The sequence below is a fragment of the Prosthecobacter sp. genome (assembly GCF_044222565.1).
Lineage (GTDB): Bacteria > Verrucomicrobiota > Verrucomicrobiia > Verrucomicrobiales > Verrucomicrobiaceae > Prosthecobacter.
The window spans coordinates 14,667-31,291 of sequence record NZ_JBGANA010000023.1; the positions used below are offsets into that span (position 1 = coordinate 14,667).

At 60.3% G+C, this 16,625-nt stretch carries 14 protein-coding genes; 4 read left to right on the plus strand and 10 right to left on the minus strand.

The features are described from left to right. Nucleotides 1-70: 70 nt before the first annotated feature. The 4 genes from ACILSR_RS25880 to gltB all read right to left on the minus strand — a co-directional run bounded on the left by ACILSR_RS25880 (nucleotide 71) and on the right by gltB (nucleotide 9,529). On the minus strand, nucleotides 71-757 hold the full coding sequence (locus tag ACILSR_RS25880) for an RNA polymerase sigma factor (RefSeq protein ID WP_395752710.1): 687 nt from the start codon (nucleotides 755-757) through the stop codon (nucleotides 71-73). After that, the gene (locus ACILSR_RS25885) at nucleotides 754-2,820 is read right to left on the minus strand and encodes a serine/threonine-protein kinase (RefSeq protein WP_395752711.1); all 2,067 of its coding nucleotides are present in this window, start codon (nucleotides 2,818-2,820) and stop codon (nucleotides 754-756) included. The genes ACILSR_RS25880 and ACILSR_RS25885 overlap by 4 nt, the downstream gene beginning before the upstream one ends. Nucleotides 2,821-3,407: 587 nt before the next feature. After that, nucleotides 3,408-4,886: a glutamate synthase subunit beta gene (locus ACILSR_RS25890; RefSeq protein WP_395752712.1), complete on the minus strand. Its 1,479-nt coding sequence runs from the start codon at nucleotides 4,884-4,886 to the stop codon at nucleotides 3,408-3,410. Between the two features lie 56 nt (nucleotides 4,887-4,942). Next, complete coding sequence (gltB, locus tag ACILSR_RS25895; RefSeq protein WP_395752713.1) at nucleotides 4,943-9,529, minus strand: glutamate synthase large subunit; 4,587 nt, start codon at nucleotides 9,527-9,529, stop codon at nucleotides 4,943-4,945. Between the two features lie 162 nt (nucleotides 9,530-9,691). On the opposite strand from gltB, the gene ACILSR_RS25900 reads away from it, so the two are divergent. Together ACILSR_RS25900 and ACILSR_RS25905 are read left to right on the plus strand one after the other, a co-directional pair. Beyond that, nucleotides 9,692-10,555, plus strand: a complete 864-nt coding sequence (locus ACILSR_RS25900; protein ID WP_395752714.1) for an MBL fold metallo-hydrolase — start codon at nucleotides 9,692-9,694, stop codon at nucleotides 10,553-10,555. A gap of 2 nt (nucleotides 10,556-10,557) precedes the next feature. Further along, nucleotides 10,558-11,064 carry a hypothetical protein gene (locus ACILSR_RS25905; RefSeq protein WP_395752715.1) on the plus strand — a complete coding sequence of 169 codons (507 nt, stop codon included), beginning with the start codon at nucleotides 10,558-10,560 and terminating at the stop codon, nucleotides 11,062-11,064. On the opposite strand, the gene ACILSR_RS25910 is transcribed toward ACILSR_RS25905, so the two are convergent. Both ACILSR_RS25910 and rpsT read right to left on the minus strand, forming a co-directional pair. Continuing rightward, nucleotides 11,049-11,969 (minus strand): aldo/keto reductase family oxidoreductase, encoded by a 921-nt coding sequence (locus tag ACILSR_RS25910; RefSeq protein WP_395752716.1) that lies wholly within the window; start codon nucleotides 11,967-11,969, stop codon nucleotides 11,049-11,051. The two genes, ACILSR_RS25905 and ACILSR_RS25910, sit on opposite strands and share 16 nt — an antisense overlap. 100 nt (nucleotides 11,970-12,069) lie before the next feature. After that, nucleotides 12,070-12,336, minus strand: coding sequence for a 30S ribosomal protein S20 (gene rpsT, locus ACILSR_RS25915; protein ID WP_395752717.1), 267 nt, complete (start codon nucleotides 12,334-12,336; stop codon nucleotides 12,070-12,072). A 137-nt stretch (nucleotides 12,337-12,473) separates the two neighbouring features. Between rpsT and ACILSR_RS25920 the strand changes: the two genes are divergently transcribed. After that, nucleotides 12,474-12,734 (plus strand): hypothetical protein, encoded by a 261-nt coding sequence (locus ACILSR_RS25920; RefSeq protein ID WP_395752718.1) that lies wholly within the window; start codon nucleotides 12,474-12,476, stop codon nucleotides 12,732-12,734. Here ACILSR_RS25920 and ACILSR_RS25925 read toward each other — a convergent pair whose 3' ends face one another. Both ACILSR_RS25925 and ACILSR_RS25930 read right to left on the minus strand, forming a co-directional pair. Further along, nucleotides 12,735-13,175 (minus strand): SufE family protein, encoded by a 441-nt coding sequence (locus ACILSR_RS25925; protein WP_395752719.1) that lies wholly within the window; start codon nucleotides 13,173-13,175, stop codon nucleotides 12,735-12,737. Between the two features lie 2 nt (nucleotides 13,176-13,177). After that, nucleotides 13,178-14,155, minus strand: a complete 978-nt coding sequence (locus tag ACILSR_RS25930) for a PmoA family protein (protein ID WP_395752720.1) — start codon at nucleotides 14,153-14,155, stop codon at nucleotides 13,178-13,180. 64 nt (nucleotides 14,156-14,219) lie between these two features. On the opposite strand from ACILSR_RS25930, the gene ACILSR_RS25935 reads away from it, so the two are divergent. Next, nucleotides 14,220-15,065, plus strand: coding sequence for a sugar phosphate isomerase/epimerase family protein (locus tag ACILSR_RS25935; protein WP_395752721.1), 846 nt, complete (start codon nucleotides 14,220-14,222; stop codon nucleotides 15,063-15,065). A gap of 57 nt (nucleotides 15,066-15,122) precedes the next feature. Here ACILSR_RS25935 and ACILSR_RS25940 read toward each other — a convergent pair whose 3' ends face one another. Both ACILSR_RS25940 and ACILSR_RS25945 read right to left on the minus strand, forming a co-directional pair. Continuing rightward, nucleotides 15,123-16,112: a GDSL-type esterase/lipase family protein gene (locus ACILSR_RS25940; protein ID WP_395752722.1), complete on the minus strand. Its 990-nt coding sequence runs from the start codon at nucleotides 16,110-16,112 to the stop codon at nucleotides 15,123-15,125. A gap of 6 nt (nucleotides 16,113-16,118) precedes the next feature. Beyond that, the gene (locus ACILSR_RS25945; protein ID WP_395752723.1) at nucleotides 16,119-16,544 is read right to left on the minus strand and encodes a hypothetical protein; all 426 of its coding nucleotides are present in this window, start codon (nucleotides 16,542-16,544) and stop codon (nucleotides 16,119-16,121) included. Nucleotides 16,545-16,625: the final 81 nt, after the last annotated feature.

A 16,625-nucleotide genomic window follows, 5' to 3' on the forward strand; every position in this document is an offset into this window, starting at 1 on the left:
CAAAAGATGCTCAGAAGTTGGCCAGATTACCACCTAAAACGCAGATTTGCAGCATTGTGACCAGCCTCGGTCACTGGAGCGCGGCTTTGAGCGCCAGCATTTCCTGCTGCAAGTCGGCACCCGGAGCCAGGGTGTCTGCCAGGGATTGCTCCAGAATGCCACGCATGCGTTTCCGCAGCCGGGAGAGATGAACGCGCACGGCGGTTTCCGAAATGCCCAGCGCCTGAGACGCCCGTGTGGTCTCGCCGTGCGTGGCATCTCCCGCCAGCCATGGCTTGAGCGTGGAAAAAATGGGAAGCCGGCCTGCGGCGTTCATTTCAGCCTCCAGCACATCCAGGCTGCGTTTCAGCACGGCGCAGGCCCATGCACGGTCAAACTCGGCGTCCGGTGAAAGCTGGGAACCATCTGGAATCTCACCGCATTCAGTTTCCGCCTTCTCTGCATTTCCACCCCGTTTCTGCGCTGTCTCCGCACGGCGACGCGCGGTGACGAAATTTCTGGCCGCCGCATAAAAGTAGGTGCGGAACCGCCCCTTGGATTCTTCCGCCCCGTTCAGCCGGCTCCCGGCCAGAACATGGGCAAAGAAAGCCTGAGTCATCTCCCTCGCCTCATCCTCCTGTGCCAGCCAGCGACGCATCTGGCCGAAGACGGGCGCGTAGTACGTCTCGCACAATTCCGCCAGCGCCGCGCGCGCCTGCGGTGTGTCTCCTTTGGCGGCCTGCACCAACGACCAGCGTGTGTGGGTGAGGGTGCTCATGATTTGGCGCGGATTTGCGTGATGATCTTGTTCAGTGCGCTTTTACGCTCCGGCGTCAGGGCTTCCCGGGCGGCGAGAGCTTCCAGCGCCTGCAATTGCTCCTTGCTGGCATACTGCTCGATCAAAGCCAGACCACGGCGCCAGAGAGTGTCGTCGCTGCGCAAGCCCAGCAGTTTGGTCACCTCGGCGGCCACATAAGCCTGATCGTTTTTATCGGGGACAGTGCCATTTAATCCCCAAAGGCAGCGTCCTGCGATGTTGGTCACGTCCGGGTGGTAGGCCAGTTCCAAAATGCGCTTCACTGCAGCACGGGATTTGTTCGACTGCACGCTCAGAGCATGATAAAAAGTATTGTAGCTGATGTTGGAATTGCTCGCATGCAAGACGCCGTCGGACTCTTTGTCTGGATAAGACCACGCGATCAGCCGGGCTTCGATTTCCGCCGAAACTTTGCTGCCCCAAATGGCTCCGAGCACTCCGCGGCTGTCAAAGGGGCTGCCGCTCCTTTGCGAACCAGGCCGGTGTGCGGCCGCGATTCCTCGTTCCAGAACAGCGAGCATGGGTTTGGAGTATTCTCCGGTGAAGTCGCCATTCGAAACCTTCTGCAAGGCAAAGGCGATCGTTGAAAGTTCGTCTTCTTCACAGACCGGGATCAGGTCGAGAACTCGCTGATGGTCCGACACTTCAGGTTTGCAGGTCATCAAGGCACCGAGAGCCGCGGCACGCACCAGCGGAACTTTCGACTTCAGATGCAGACGCGTCAGGTCGCGAAACTTGGAGCGGTCAAATTCGAGCTGATGCATGCCCCTGACAGCCGTCAATGCGGCACGAATCGTCACCGCCTCAGCAGACTTCAAAGCCTGCTCGACCTCGAGGATGACCACCTCCTGATTCAGCTTTGAGTCCGCCTGTGAAGCCCGTGCCACCCAGTCAGAACTCTTGTTAAAAATCGCATCGTTCTCGGCCCATTTGAGTCTTTGCGCGGCCATCAGCTCCTGCCTCTTCCGGACCTCACGTTCCTGTGCCGACGCAGCGAGCCAGTGGCTCGTGACCACATACCATGGCACGGCGATCATGGCCACGATGACCGCAGCCAGCGCATAACGCGTCCATTTCCTGCGTGGTTTTGCAGCAGGAGGCAAGGCTTTGCCATTGGCTGCATCTTCCAACCCGGACTTCATCTCCTCGGCGCTTTGAAAGCGTTTGCCTTTCTGCTTCTCCAGCGTGCGCATGACCACGCCGTCCAGCCTCGCATCCACTCCATTGGCCTCGCTGGGAGTGGGGAAGCGGCCCAGGGGCAGCTCGCCGGTGAGCATTTCATAGAGGACCACACCGAGGCTGTAGATGTCGGCGCGATGGTCCACTTCGGCGGGCTTTTCCACCTGCTCGGGAGCCATGTAGGCGAGGGTGCCGAGTTTGGAGCCGCTTTGCGTGAGGGTGAAGTGGAGGACGCCTTCATCCCTCAGCTTTGCCAGCCCAAAATCCACCAGCTTCACCCGCCCTTCGGTGTCGATCAGAATGTTTTCAGGTTTGATGTCCCGATGCAGGACACCGTGCTCATGAGCATATTGCAGCGCATCGCAAAGCTTGGGCACGATGGCCAGGGCTTCGCGGGAAGTCAGCCCTCCATTCTGCATCGCCTGCCGCAGGTTCACGCCCTCCACATGCTCCATGATCAGGTAGGGCAGGGGAGTTTCGCCAAAGTCATAGACCTGCACGATGTGAGGATGGCTCAGCCGCGCGAGCGCCCGCGCCTCGCGGCTGAAGCGCTCCAACCATTCAGGATCCCCCGCCCGCTCTGCCGAGAGCACCTTGAGCGCAACCACACGGTTCAAATGCGGCTGCTGTGCCCGATACACCCGCCCCATGCCACCCTGGCCAATCAACTCCTCAATGACCAGCTGAGGGAAAAGCGTGGCAAGCCGCTGCAATTCAAGCTCCGGCGGCTGTGGCGCTGCTTCGTGATCCTGCAGGGTGCGTTCGAGGAGACAGGCCGGGCAGATGCCCTGAGGTGCGTCGTCAGGCAAAGGTTTGCCGCAGTTCTGGCAGGTGATGGGATTCATGGCTGCCTGAGCATGTGCAGTGAGAAGGAAAGTGTTTCACACTTTGCCGAAAAACATTTTCTAGCAACGTCCGTGGTGACAAGGAAGACGGCCGGGCTATCCTAGCGGAAAGTCAGCCAAGCAGAGGCCTTCACCCATTTCTCCCGAGGAACTCGTGGGTGAGGAATGGGCCTCCTGGTATCGGCTTACTCCCTTGCAGCGCTGGGAGGAAAGCGCCAAGCTCTGGCAGACCTATCTCACCCTGGGAGGCAGCCTTGATCCCGAACCCGATACTCAAAGTCCTTTCTTCGATGGCAGCTCACCAGGTGCAATGTCTGCTCATGGGCGGGCAGGCCTGCGTGTTTTACGGCGCAGCGGAGTTGAGCTTCTAAACTTGTATCGCGACTCCGAAAATCGACAGGCGGCGATGTAGCGCGGAATTCCGATTCCGCGACGGTGCCGACTCGGTATCGGAATACCGAGCCACAGCCAGACGAGCCACACGCTGTTCGCAAATTCGCTGCTTACGGGAGAAATTCGGGCTAACGGCAAAGAAGCCCAAGACTCCCGCGAATCTTGGGCTTCTAAATCAGACTCTGAAGTGATGGTTACGGCAGCGCCGTCTCGCCCATGAGGAAGCGGTCGCATTCGCGGGCGGCGCCGCGGCCTTCGTTGAAGGCCCAGACGACGAGGGACTGGCCACGGCGGCAGTCGCCGGCGGCGAAGACGCCGGGGATGCTGGTGGTGTATTTCTCGTGCTCGGCTTTGACGTTCGTGCGGGCGTCGCGCTCGATTTTCAGAGCGTCGAGGAGGGGCTGCTCTGGCCCAAGGAAGCCCATGGCGAGGAGGACGAGCTGCGCAGGCAGAACTTTCTCCGTTCCGGCGACCTTCTGCGGCCCGAAGTTGCCTTTTTCATCTTTTTTCCACTCGACGTCCACGACATGAACAGCTTTGACGTTGCCCTCGGCATCGCCTTCGAAGTGGGTGGCGGTGGTGAGATAGACGCGGGGGTCGTCGCCGAACTTGGCGGCGGCTTCTTCCTGGCCGTAGTCCATCTTGTAGGTCTTGGGCCATTCGGGCCATGGATTGTTCGCGGCGCGCTTGAGCGGCGGCTTGGCCATGATTTCAAGCTGGGTAACGCTGGTGCAGCCATGGCGGACGCTGGTGCCCACGCAGTCGGTGCCGGTGTCACCACCACCGATGATGACGACATCTTTGCCGTCTGCGGTGATGTATTTGCCGGAGGGATCGAGCACGGCCTTGGTGTTTGCCGTGAGGAAGTCCATGGCAAAGTGGATGCCCTTCAGTTCGCGGCCAGGAATCGGGAGGTCGCGTGGTTTGGTGGCACCGGTGCAGATGACGACGGCGTCGAAGTCCTTGAGGAGCTGCTCGGCGGTGATGTCTGCACCCACGTTGACGTTGCACTTGAAGATGACGCCGCTGTCTTCGAGCAGCTTCACGCGGCGGAGGACGACCTCGTTCTTGTCGAGCTTCATGTTGGGGATGCCATACATGAGCAGGCCGCCGGGGCGGTCCGCGCGTTCGAAAACGGTGACGGTGTGGCCGGCCTTGTTGAGCTGGGCGGCGGCGCTGAGTCCAGCAGGGCCGGAGCCGATGACGGCGACCTTCTTGCCGGTGCGCTGGTCGGGGAGGTCGGGCTTCACCCAGCCTTCTTCCCAGCCTTTGTCGATGATGCTGACTTCGATGTTCTTGATCGTTACCGGCGGTTCATGGATGCCGAGCACGCAGGAGCCTTCGCAGGGAGCGGGGCAGACGCGGCCGGTGAACTCGGGGAAGTTGTTGGTCTTGTGCAGGCGGTCGAGAGCCTCTTTCCACAGGCCGCGGAAAACGAGATCATTCCACTCGGGGATGATGTTGTTGATCGGGCAGCCGCTGGCCATGCCGCTGATGAGGGTGCCGCTGTGGCAGAACGGAATGCCGCAGTCCATGCAGCGAGCGCCTTGGTTTTTGAGGCGGTCCTCAGGCAGGTGAAGATGAAACTCCTTCCAATCTTTGATACGCTCAAGCGGATCGCGGTCGGCGGGGATTTCGCGTTCGAATTCGATGAAGCCGGTTGGTTTTCCCATGGTCTCTTGTCTGTGAAAAGGTGATGTCTGTTGGTTTGTGGCGCGTGATGTCGATGCTAGCTGCCGCCGATACGGGCGACGTCGCGGGCGTTGGCTTCAAAGGCGGCATTGAGGGCGTCGTCGCCGGTGAGGCCGTCGTCCTTGGCCTTCTTGATGGCCTGGAGCACACGCTTGTAGTCCTTGGGCATCACTTTGACAAACTTGGGCACCATCTGCTCCCAGAGGGCGAGAACCTTGAAGGCTTTCTGGCTCTTGGTGAGGTCGGCGTGCTTTTTGATGAGTTCGTAGAGGCTGTCGATTTCCTCCTTGTCCTCGAGTTTTTCGAGGCCGGCCATCTGCGTGTTGCAGCGGGTGGCGAAATCGCCCTCTTCATCCAGAACGTAGGCCTCGCCACCGCTCATGCCTGCGGCGAAGTTGCGTCCGGTGGTGCCGAGCACGACCACGCGGCCGCCGGTCATGTATTCGCAGCCGTGGTCACCCACGCCTTCGACAACCGTATCGACACCCGAGTTGCGCACTGCGAAGCGTTCACCTGCTCTGCCACGCAGGAAGAGCTCGCCGCTCGTCGCGCCATAGAGCGCGGTGTTGCCGGCGATGATGTTGTCTTCGGCGGCGAAGTCGGAACCATCCGGCGGGTAGATGATGATGCGGCCGCCGCTGAGGCCCTTGCCAATGTAGTCATTGCCGTCGCCTTCGAGTTCGAGAGTGACGCCTTTGGGAACAAAGGCACCGAAGCTCTGACCAGCGGTGCCGTTGAACTTGATGTGTACCGTGTCGTCCGGCAGACCGTGCCAGTGGCGTTTGGTGATCTCGTTGCCGAGGATCGTGCCGACCGTGCGGTTGACGTTGCGGATCTTGACGTTGGCGGTGACTTTTTCGCCCTTCTCGATGGCCGGTTTGCACAGGTCCAGGAGCGTGGTGATGTCGAGCGAGCGGTCGATGCCGTGATCCTGCACCTCGGTGCAGAAGCGTCCGACTTCGGGGCCCACGTCCGGCTGGTAAAGCAGGTTGGAAAGGTCAATGCCGCGAGCTTTCCAGTGATCGATGGCAGCGCGGGATTCGAGCACCTCGGTGCGTCCGACCATTTCCTGGATGGTGCGGAAGCCGAGCTTGGCCATGAGCTCGCGCACTTCCATGGCGATGAAGCGCATGAAATTGGCGGCATGCTCAGGATCGCCGCTGAACTTGGCGCGAAGCTGAGGATCCTGGGTGGCGACACCGACGGGGCAGGTGTTCAGATGGCAGACGCGCATCATGATGCAGCCCAAGGTGACGAGGGGAGCGGTGGCGAAACCGAACTCTTCCGCACCGAGGAGGGCGGCGATGACGACGTCACGACCGGTCTTCATCTGGCCGTCCGCTTCGACGACGATGCGGCTGCGGAGATTGTTGAGGACGAGGGTCTGATGAGTTTCAGCGAGGCCGAGTTCCCATGGCAGGCCGGCGTGCTTCACGGAGGTCTGCGGAGAGGCGCCAGTGCCGCCGTCGAAACCGGAAATCAGCACGACGTCGGAGTGGGCTTTGGCCACACCGGCGGCGATGGTACCGACGCCGACTTCGGAGACGAGCTTGACGCTGACGCGGGCTTCGCGGTTCGCGTTCTTCAGGTCGTGGATGAGCTGGGCAAGGTCCTCGATGGAGTAGATGTCGTGATGCGGAGGCGGGGAGATGAGGCCCACACCGGGTGTGGAACCACGCACCTTGGCGATCCAGGGATAGACCTTCGTGCCAGGAAGCTGGCCGCCTTCACCGGGCTTGGCGCCCTGGGCCATCTTGATCTGAATTTCGCGGGCCTGGGAAAGATAGAGGCTGGTGACGCCGAAACGACCGGAAGCGACCTGCTTGATGGCGCTGTTTTTGGAGTCGCCTTTCTCATTGGTCCAGGTGTAGCGCTCGGGGTCTTCGCCACCTTCACCGGTGTTCGACTTGCCGCCGATGCGGTTCATGGCAATGGCGAGCGACTCGTGCGCTTCCTTGGAAATGGAGCCGTAGCTCATGGCGCCCGTCTTGAAGCGCTTCATGATGGAGTCGACGGATTCGACTTCCTCAATTGGCACGGCTTTGCGCGCCTTGAAGTCCAGCAGGCCACGCAGGGTGTAGAACTGCTTGATCTGCGTGTTCACCAAGGCGGTGTACTGCTGGAAGGTTTCGTAGTTTCCAGTGCGGACGGCTTTCTGCAGCGTGTGGATGGTGAGCGGATTGAAGAGATGAGCCTCACCTTCCTTGCGCCACTGGTAGTCGCCGCCGACGTCGAGGGCGTGGACCTGGGAATCACGTTCTGGGAAGCCGCGCAGATGGCGCTGGATGGCTTCTTCAGCGATGACCTTGATGTCGCTGCCTTCGATGCGGGTGGCGGTCCAGGTGAAGTATTTGTCCACCACGCTCTGGCTGAGACCTACGGCTTCAAAGATCTGCGCGCCGCGATAGCTCTGCATCGTGGAGATGCCGATCTTCGAGGCGACTTTGATGACGCCCTTGGTGGCGGCCTTGATGAAATTGTACACCGCGGTCTTGTGGTCCACCTTGACGAGGAGACCCTGGCGGATCATGTCATCGAGCGTTTCGAAGGCGAGGTAAGGATTGATGGCGCCGCAGCCGTAACCGATGAGGGTGCAGAAGTGATGAACTTCGCGCGGCTCGCCGGATTCCAGCACGAGATCGCACTGGGTGCGGGTGCCTTTGCGGATGAGGTGATGGTGCAGGCCGCCGACGGCGAGGAGCGCCGGGATGGCCGCCTTGTCCGCGCAGACGCCACGGTCAGAAAGAATAAGAATATTCCAGCCCTGGGTGATGAGTTCGTCCGCCTTGGCGCAGATCTGGGCCATGGCTTTTTCGAGGCCGACGGAACCCTGCTTGGGGTCAAACAGAATGTTGATGGTGGCGGCTTTGAACTGGCCCTGTGCCACGTTCTTGAGCTTGGCCAGATCTTCGTTGCTGAGGATCGGTGTCTTGAGCTCGATGAGGTGGCAGCTTTCGGGTTTAGGATCGAGGAGATTGCCTTCCGCGCCGATGGTGGTGATTGGCGAGGTGACGATTTCTTCGCGGATACAGTCGATCGGAGGATTGGTGACCTGGGCGAAGAGCTGCTTGAAGTAGTCGTAGAGCAGCTTGGACTTGTTGGAGAGGACGGCCAGGGGAATGTCTGTGCCCATGGAGCCGATGGCCTCCACGCCTTCGCGGCCCATGGGGACCATGAGTTTGCGGAGGTCTTCAAAGCTGTAACCGAAGGCCTGCTGACGCTGCAGCATGGTTTCGTGGTCAGGCGGAGCCACGGGCTCGCCGTCCTTGATGTCAGCCAGATGCACGAGGTGCTTGTCCAGCCACTCGCGGTAGGGCTTTTCAGCGGCGATCTTCGCCTTGATTTCATCATCAGGGACGATGCGGCCCTCCTCCATGTTCACGATGAACATCTTGCCGGGCTGGAGGCGGCCTTTGAGCTTCACATTTTCAGGAGCAACCGGTAGGACACCGGCTTCGGAAGCCATGATGACGAGGTCGTCCTTGGTGACGTAGTAGCGTGAAGGACGCAGGCCGTTGCGGTCCAGGGTGGCGCCCATCATGGTGCCGTCGGTGAAGGCCACGGAGGCCGGGCCGTCCCAGGGCTCCATGAGGCAGGAATGGAACTCGTAGAAGGCCTTGCGCTGGTCATCCATGGATTCATGGCCGCTCCAGGGCTCAGGAATCATCATCATCATGGCATGCGGCAGGGAGCGGCCGCCCATGACGAGGAGTTCGAGCACGTTGTCAAACATGGCGGAGTCGGAGCCGCTTTCGTTGACGATGGGGAAGAGTTTCTTGACGTCTGGGAACAGCGGGCTGGCCAGCAGGGACTGGCGGGCCTTCATCCAGCTGATGTTGCCACGCAGCGTGTTGATTTCGCCGTTGTGGGCGATGTAGCGATAGGGATGGGAACGCTCCCAGCTTGGGAAGGTGTTGGTGGAGAAACGGGAGTGCACCAAGGCGAGGGCGGACTCCATGTCCGGGTCGTTGAGGTCCAGGAAATACTGGCCCACCTGCTCGGGCATGAGCATGCCCTTGTACACCAGCGTGCGGGAGGAAAGGCTGGAGCAGTACCAGAAGCTGTCCGCGTCCGCCGTGCGGATGGCGGTGACGGCGCGCTTGCGGATGATGTAGAGCTTGCGCTCAAAAGTCTGCTGATCGGGGCAGTTTTCACCGCGCTGGATGAAGCCCATGCGCATGAAGGGCTCGCTGGCCTTGGCCGAGAGGCCGATCATGGAATTGTCCACCGGCACGTCGCGCCAGCCGAGGACCTTCTGACCTTCTTCTTCGGCCACTTTCTCAAAGGCACGTGCTGCTGCTTCGCGCTGGGCTTTGTCCGGCGAGCAATAGGCCATGGCCACGCCGTAGTGACCTTCCGCGGGCAGGGTGATGCCCAGGGGGGCTGTGACCTTGCGGAGGAACTTGTCAGGCACCTGCATGAGGATGCCGGCGCCGTCTCCGGTATTTTTTTCGCTGCCCACCGCGCCGCGGTGGTCCAGATTGATCAGGATGGTCAAACCCTGCTGCACAATGTCGTGAGAACGTTTGCCCTTCATCTGACAAATGAAGCCGACGCCGCAGGCGTCGTGCTCAAATTGCGGATCGTAGAGGCCTTGTTTCGAGGGGAGTCCGTGGTTTCTCATTTTTGCGTCAAAAGGGGGGCGGCATTTAGGCCATGCAGGGGACGAAATCAACTAGCATTCCATCGGCCAAGATGGAGCTTATTTTGGCGCGCCCGAAACATTCGGGGCGGGCGGGCAGTCATCCGCCTTGCATCCGCGGGGTCGAGCCGTTAAAAACAGGCCATGGTTCGTCTCACGATTCTGGGCAGCGGTAGTTCGGGAAATTGTGCCGTCATCTCGACGGAACGCACGACGCTGCTGCTGGACGCCGGCCTGAGCGCCAAGCAGATTTGCCTGCGCCTGGATGCCTGCGGCTTCTCGCTGGACATGCTGGACGGCATTTTGCTGACCCATGAGCACCAGGACCATACGGGTGGAATCGAGGTGCTGAGCCGCAAGCGGCAGGTGCCTCTTTTTTGCACCGCGCTGACGCAGGAGACGCTGATCGGCAGCCTGGGGTTCCGCAAGCCGCCCACATGGAGGCTGATGACCACCGGGGCGGCGTTTGAGTTTCAGGACCTGCGGATCGAGTCTTTTCCGGTGCCGCATGATGCGGTGGATCCGGTGGGTTTTGTGATCGCGGATGAGGAATCCCGGCTGGGGGTGCTGAGCGATGTGGGTTTTGTGACCAATCTGATCAAGGACCGGCTGAGGAATTCCGACAGCCTGTTCATCGAGGCGAATTACGACACCCAGCTGCTGGAAAATGACACGAAGCGGCCGTGGTCCACCAAGCAGCGCATCAGTTCACGGCACGGCCACCTTTCCAATGAACAGGCGGCGGAGCTGGTGCGGGAGGTGGCTCACCCCGCACTGAGCCATGTGGTGCTGGGGCATCTGAGCGATGACTGCAATGACCCTGCCACGGCGTGCCGCTACGTCCGCCAGGCGCTGGATGCCGCGGGAGCCACGGAGGCGCGGGTCATGTGTGCGGAGCGGCACAAGCCCACGGCAACCATCGAGGTGGTGCGGCGGCGGAGCAGTGCTACGGTGAGCTTTTGCGTGGCTTCTTCAGCCGATGCAACCGGGCAGCTGGCTCTCTTTTAAATATGAAACGGATCATTCTGCGCATCCTTCTGGTGCTGTCGCTTATTGAGGGATTGTACCTGGCCTGGTGGGTTTTTGGGCGGTCTCCGGAGGCGCAGGTGCGCGCCGCGCAGGAAAAGCTGATCGAGGCCGTGGAAGAGCGAGACTGGAAGGCGCTGGAGAAGCTGCTGGGGCCGGACTACACGGATGCGCTGGGACACAACCGCGACTCGGCGATCGCAGACGGGCGGAAGTATCTGAGCGGCTTTTTCACGCTGAGCCTGAAGACGGACAAGACTGCGATCAAGGCGGTGAAAGGGCAGGGGATGGTGCGCACGGTGATCCGCATGGAAGGAAACGGCGTGGGCGCCAGCCAGGCGATCCTCGGCTATGTGAACGGACTGGAGCAGCCGTGGGAATTTCACTGGAACAACCCCGGTAGCTGGCCGTGGGAGTGGCAGGTGAACCTGATCCACAACGACCAGTTGCGCGGGGCGGCAGCTGCGGCAGCCTCTTACGGCACGCCGTGACCTTTGGCGGCTTCCCAAAGGCCGTACCAGTCTTCGCGTTCGAGCTTGATGTCAGCGGCTTTGGCCACGGCCTGGATGCGCTCAAGCTTGTTGGTGCCGATGATGGGCAGCGGGCAGGAGGGGTGGGCCATGATCCAGGCGTAGGCGAGTTGGTCGAGCGTGGCGCCGCCATATTTGGCTGAGAGCTCTTCGGCTTTGGCATGAAGACGCATCGCCTCCGGGGTGGTCTTCTCCATGAGGGCTCCTTTGGCCAGAGGGGACCAGGCCATGGGGAGGATGCGCTGGCGCTGGCACTGGTCGGCCGTGCCATCGTAGATGGGGCTCATGTGCAGCAGGCTGAACTCGATCTGGTTGGTCACGAGAGGCTGGTCCATGCGGGAGTTCAGCAGGTCGAACTGATGCACGTTGTAGTTGGAGACGCCGGCGCTGCGGATTTTGCCGTCTTTGAGCAGCTTGTTGAGGCCTTCGGCGGTTTCGTCGGCGCTGGTCAGCCAGTCGGGACGATGAACGAGGAGGAGGTCGATTTCATCGATGCCCATGAAGCGGAGGGATTTCTCGGCGCTTTTGATGATGCGGGCGGCGGTGACGTTGTAGTGGGCGACTTTGCGGTCGGGGTGGAACTCGCAGGGGATGTAGATGCCGCACTTGGTGACGATCTCGATCTTGCTGCGGAAAGAGGGGTCGAGCTTCAGGGCACCGCCAATGGCTTCCTCAACCTTGTAAACACCATAGATTTCGGCGGTGTCGAGGGTGGTGATGCCCATGTCCGCACAGGCCTTGAAACGGCTCAGGAGCGCCTGCGGGGAGCGGTTGGCGGGATCGGTTTCATCCAGAATGCGCCAGGTGCCATAGACAAGACGGGAGAACTCAGGGCCGTTGGGAGCGATTTTGTGGCGGGTGATCATGGGTGGTGGCCGATCTTTGCTGGCCTTGCGGCTTCCGACAAACAAAAAACGGCATCCCTTGCGAGATGCCGTTTAAGAAATGAAACTGAAAAAGACCGAATTACTTCGTCAGGGCGCTCACCTTGACGGCGAGACGGCTCTTGAGACGGGAGGAGGTGTTCTTCTTGAGGACGTTGGTCTTGGCAGCCTTGTCGGTGGCGGAGGCGAACTCGCTCAGGCTGGCGGCAGCGGCAGCGGCGTCCTTCTTTTCGATGGCGGCGATCACCTTCTTGCGCAGGGTGCGGATGCGGCTTTTCACCGTCTGATTGTGAGCGGTGCGAGCCGTCGTTTTGCGGATGTCTTTTTCTGCGGAGCGGATGTTGGCCATAAAAGGGGCGGGGGGAAAGGGCGGCGAGGATAGGACGACTGACCCGGTCTGTCAAACTGGAATGTACCTGTGAACAACCCGGCAGGTTTTGCTTGGCTAGGCCGAGCAATTCCGATAGAACGCTTTTCATACCAATCATGATCGAAGTCGAAATTTACGCGCCCGGCCTCCGCTCGGAATCCAATGTCATGCAACTCCGCAACCAGATGGACCACTTTCCCAAGGTCCGCTACAAGGTGGACGCGCGCCATGACCTGGTCTATTTCGAGATCGACAAGCCCGGGGACATCAGCCAGATGGAAATCCACCAGATTTTTGAGGCGATCGACCTCCAGCCCCGGTTTGTCGGCCAGATTCCGGACGCTCTGCGCACGGGACAGACCACAAGGCTCAGCTAATTAGCGAGCCCGCAGTGACTGGACGGCCTGCTTCATGCGGCCAAGTACATAATAGACGGTCTGGCTGCGCAGCCGGACCAGTTCCGCTCCGACGATGCGAGGTACAAAATCCTGCGGAAGCGCCAGGACTTCAAAGGGGGTGCAGCCATTGAGGCCGCGGCACAAAACGGTGGTCAGGGCTCTGGTCAGGGTCTGAACCCTGGGGCCGAGGCTGATGGCAAAGTGGACGTGGTTTCCCTCTTCGAGCCGCAGGTGGATGCCGACGGTGTCGGTGCACTCGGCATCGTGGCGGACATCTTCCAGATCGAAAGTTTCGCCTGGTTTGGGAGCGTGGGCTGCGGATGCCGCGGCGAGATCGATCAAGTTCTCCCGGCGTTCGCCTTCGGGCAAGGATTCGAAAAAGGAGATGAGTTCGCCCAAGGCGGCGGGGTATTCGGGCATGGTTACTTCTTGGCCGGTTTCGGCGCCAAATCCACCACGGGCATGGCGATGAATTTCTGCCAGTGGGCCTCGCTTTCGGCCTGGGTGGCCACGCCGTCGTGGACCCAGAGGGCGTAGCGAACGCGCAGCTTTTTCTCTTCGGTGACTTCCACGGGTGTGTCCAGGCTGAGGCAGCAGCCCATCCAGCCGTCATTGCGTACGTGGAAGGCGGTGGGATTGTGCGGATTCATAGGGTGGTTCATCAAAGTGATGCCACCGAAGCCGTCGGCGTCATTGGTGATACGGCCGCTATAATCGCACCAGCGGGCAGGTTTGCGGAAGATGGCTTCTTCATTGAGCTGGCCTTCGGAATTGAGGATGCGCCCGCCGCCGTCATGCACGCCGATGCTTTTGGCCATGCGGACAGCGACGAGGCCGAATCCGGTGGCGCCGAATGTGGTGGTTTTGCCCTTCGGTGGAGTGAATTCGAGGTCGATGATCATGAACCAGCTTTTGGCGCCGTCGATGGGGCGGATCTCGGTGCGGCGGACTTCGGTGAGCTGGATGGATTTGTCCGCCTCGCTGATCCAGCGGTTGACCATGCGCATGGAGGTGAACTCGTCGGTGTCTTCATAGCCGTCGCGCGAGACTTCCACGTTGATGATGCGGCCCTGTTTTTTTGCGTAGTCGCCCCAGAAGTCGAGATCGTTGACCATGTTGTGAGTGACCCAGACGCTGTTGTGGTGGGAATGCGTGAGCGGATCGTGCGGGTGGCCCATGCGGGTGAGGCTCACGTCTTTGGAAGCCCGGATGGGGTAGCAAAACGGGCGCATGTCCAGGGGATCGAAATGCATGGCGGTGAGTTCGCGGCCATCGAGCTGGAAGGAGGTGATGTGATGCGGAAGTGGAATGGCCTGCAGACGCGGGATGGGTTTGGCCGTGGGCAGTTGCGCCAGGGCGGCGGTGGCGGAGAGCAGTAGCAGGAGCGGGCATTTCATCATGCATCCCAAACGCTGTTTGCTGCTTCCATTTCACGAAGAACTTGCCAGACTTGGCCCTCCAATCATGAAGCATCTCCTTCTCTCACTCCTCTTCGCGACCGCCTCTGTGGCGGCCACGATTCCTGAAACCGCCAAGGTCGGCCAGTTCTTTGCGGGCTGCCAGGCATACAGCTTTAACAAGTACAACGTGTTTGAAGCGATGGACAAGACCGCCGAGTGTGGTGGCAAGACCATCGAGTTTTATCCCGGGCAGAAGTTTGATGACAAAGCCAAGTGGGATCACAAAGCCACGCCGGAAATGATTGCGCAGGTGAAGAAGCATCTGGAGGCCAAGGGGCTGACCGCCGTGGCTTATGGCGTGGTGAGGCTGGGGCAGGATGATGCCGAGAACCGCAAGATCTTTGAGTTTTGCAAAACGATGGGCATTGGCGTGGTGGTGACCGAACCGGATGTGACCGCGCTGGATAAGATCGAGGCGCTGGTGAAGGAGTTCGACATCAAGATGGCCATTCACAACCATCCGAAGCGCCCGCTGGATCGCGCCTATATGTTCTGGGACCCGAACTACGTGCTCGGCCTGGTGAAGGACCGTGATCCGCGCATGGGCGCCTGCGCTGACGTGGGCCACTGGGTGCGCAGCGGACTGAATCCGGTGGACTGCATCAAGATCCTCAAGGGGCGCATCTTTGACAGCCATATGAAGGACCTCAATGAGTTTGGCGATGTGAAGGCCCATGACCTTCCGTTTGGCACGGGCAAGAGCGACATTCCTGCCATCCTCGCGGAATACACTGCGCAGGGTTATCCGGGACCGCTGCACTGCGAGTATGAGTACCACTGGGAGACCAGCGTGCCAGAGATCACAGAGTGCCTCACCTTCGTGCGGAACTGGAAGCCAGCGGCGAAGTAATCTGATTGTTTAAAAAAGCCGGGGATTTTCCTTCCCCGGCTTTTTTGTGCCTGCGAGTTATTTGGTTTCGCCCATGAGTTTCCTCACGGTCGGCTCGATGGCTTCGGCCCAGATGCGGTAGCCTTTTTCGTTGGGATGGAGGTAGTCGGGCATGATGTCCTTGGTGATCAGGCCTTCGGGAGTGAGGAACTTGGGGCCGATGTCGAGGAAGGTGACGCTGTGGGTGCCGTCGAGCTTAGAGATGATGCGGTTGATCTCGGTGATTTTCTCGCGCTGCGGGTTGGGTTTCTCGCCACGTGGGAACACGCCGAGGAGGAGAATTTTAGACTTGGGCAGGCGCTTATTAAGCTCCTGTACGATGGCGTCGATGCCTGCGGCGATGTCCGGCGCGGAGCAGTTGCCGGTGTTGTTGGTGCCGATCATCATGACGATCAGTTTGGGGGCGATGTCGTCGATGGCGCCGTGCTGCAAACGCCAGAGGACGTTTTCGGTTTTGTCCCAGCCGAAGCCGAGGTTGCCGGGATTGCGCGGGGTGTAGAATTCGCCCCAGGTCTGCTGGCCGCGCAGTGCATAGCCATCGAACTGCTCTCCGCCGAAAAAGTGCGTGATGGAGTCGCCGATGAAGAGGATCTGCGGCTTGGCCTTTTTTACGGCGGCGCTGGTGAGGGCATGGCGTTTGGCCCAGTCGTATTGGGGCCAGCTGCGATCCTGCGTGACGGGTACGACGGTGCTGGGCTGGGGAGGTTGGCCGGCGAGCGGCTCGAAAGTGGCCTCCGCAGCATCACTCATCGTTTTGCGATCTTTGGCGAAGGTGCGGGTTTTCAGGGTGCCGCCGGATGAGAGAGCAATGGGAGCGAGATAGGGATTTGATTTCGCGATGGGGTCGGCGCCGTCGAGGGTGTAGAGAATCGTGGTGTCTGGCGCGGGTGTGGTTAGCGTGACCACACCCTTGTCATCGCGCTTGATGGCGGGTGCTTCGAGCTGGAGCGTGGGGGCGGCATGGAGGATGCCGCAAAGTTGGAGGGCGATTGCCAGATAGATTTTCATGGGTGGTTAAGCTGAGGGAGTTTGAAGCACTGACAGGCTGACCAGGACGCCGCGTGCCGTCCATGCGATGGTGCGGACCCAGTTGGTCCTATTTAAACGGTGGCAGCGGGCGGCATCGAAACCCCGCATGAGCTTGAGGTGCAGCGGCGCCTGCAAGAGGGCGGTGGACAACCAGATGAGAGGAATGAGGCAGACACTCAGGAGAAAACTCAAATCGCAGCCGTGGTAGACGATCCACGCGGCGGTGACGGCTTCCACAAACAGCAAGGGGGCCACGACCAGGCCGATGCGAAAACAATGGGCGAAGTGATAAGGAGTGAATCCTTCGCCATGGACCCGATGAAACTGAGGATAGATGATCACCTGCACGACCCAGATGAGGCCTACGAGAGCCCAGGTGGCTGCGAAGTGGATCGTGAGAATGAGGTTCATCGATGAGAAGCGTGGGCGTTCGAAAATCCGCAACCGTTGTCACCAACGGCTGAAGGACGATAGGAGTAGTGGAGAATGACG

Coding starts and splice junctions, on each gene's coding strand:
- ACILSR_RS25880 (WP_395752710.1), bottom strand. CDS start 757: ATGAGCACCCTCACCCACACACGCTGGTCGTTGGTGCAGGCCGCCAAA.
- ACILSR_RS25885 (WP_395752711.1), bottom strand. CDS start 2,820: ATGAATCCCATCACCTGCCAGAACTGCGGCAAACCTTTGCCTGACGAC.
- ACILSR_RS25890 (WP_395752712.1), bottom strand. CDS start 4,886: ATGGGAAAACCAACCGGCTTCATCGAATTCGAACGCGAAATCCCCGCC.
- gltB (WP_395752713.1), bottom strand. CDS start 9,529: ATGAGAAACCACGGACTCCCCTCGAAACAAGGCCTCTACGATCCGCAA.
- ACILSR_RS25900 (WP_395752714.1), top strand. CDS start 9,692: ATGGTTCGTCTCACGATTCTGGGCAGCGGTAGTTCGGGAAATTGTGCC.
- ACILSR_RS25905 (WP_395752715.1), top strand. CDS start 10,558: ATGAAACGGATCATTCTGCGCATCCTTCTGGTGCTGTCGCTTATTGAG.
- ACILSR_RS25910 (WP_395752716.1), bottom strand. CDS start 11,969: ATGATCACCCGCCACAAAATCGCTCCCAACGGCCCTGAGTTCTCCCGT.
- rpsT (WP_395752717.1), bottom strand. CDS start 12,336: ATGGCCAACATCCGCTCCGCAGAAAAAGACATCCGCAAAACGACGGCT.
- ACILSR_RS25920 (WP_395752718.1), top strand. CDS start 12,474: ATGATCGAAGTCGAAATTTACGCGCCCGGCCTCCGCTCGGAATCCAAT.
- ACILSR_RS25925 (WP_395752719.1), bottom strand. CDS start 13,175: ATGCCCGAATACCCCGCCGCCTTGGGCGAACTCATCTCCTTTTTCGAA.
- ACILSR_RS25930 (WP_395752720.1), bottom strand. CDS start 14,155: ATGATGAAATGCCCGCTCCTGCTACTGCTCTCCGCCACCGCCGCCCTG.
- ACILSR_RS25935 (WP_395752721.1), top strand. CDS start 14,220: ATGAAGCATCTCCTTCTCTCACTCCTCTTCGCGACCGCCTCTGTGGCG.
- ACILSR_RS25940 (WP_395752722.1), bottom strand. CDS start 16,112: ATGAAAATCTATCTGGCAATCGCCCTCCAACTTTGCGGCATCCTCCAT.
- ACILSR_RS25945 (WP_395752723.1), bottom strand. CDS start 16,544: ATGAACCTCATTCTCACGATCCACTTCGCAGCCACCTGGGCTCTCGTA.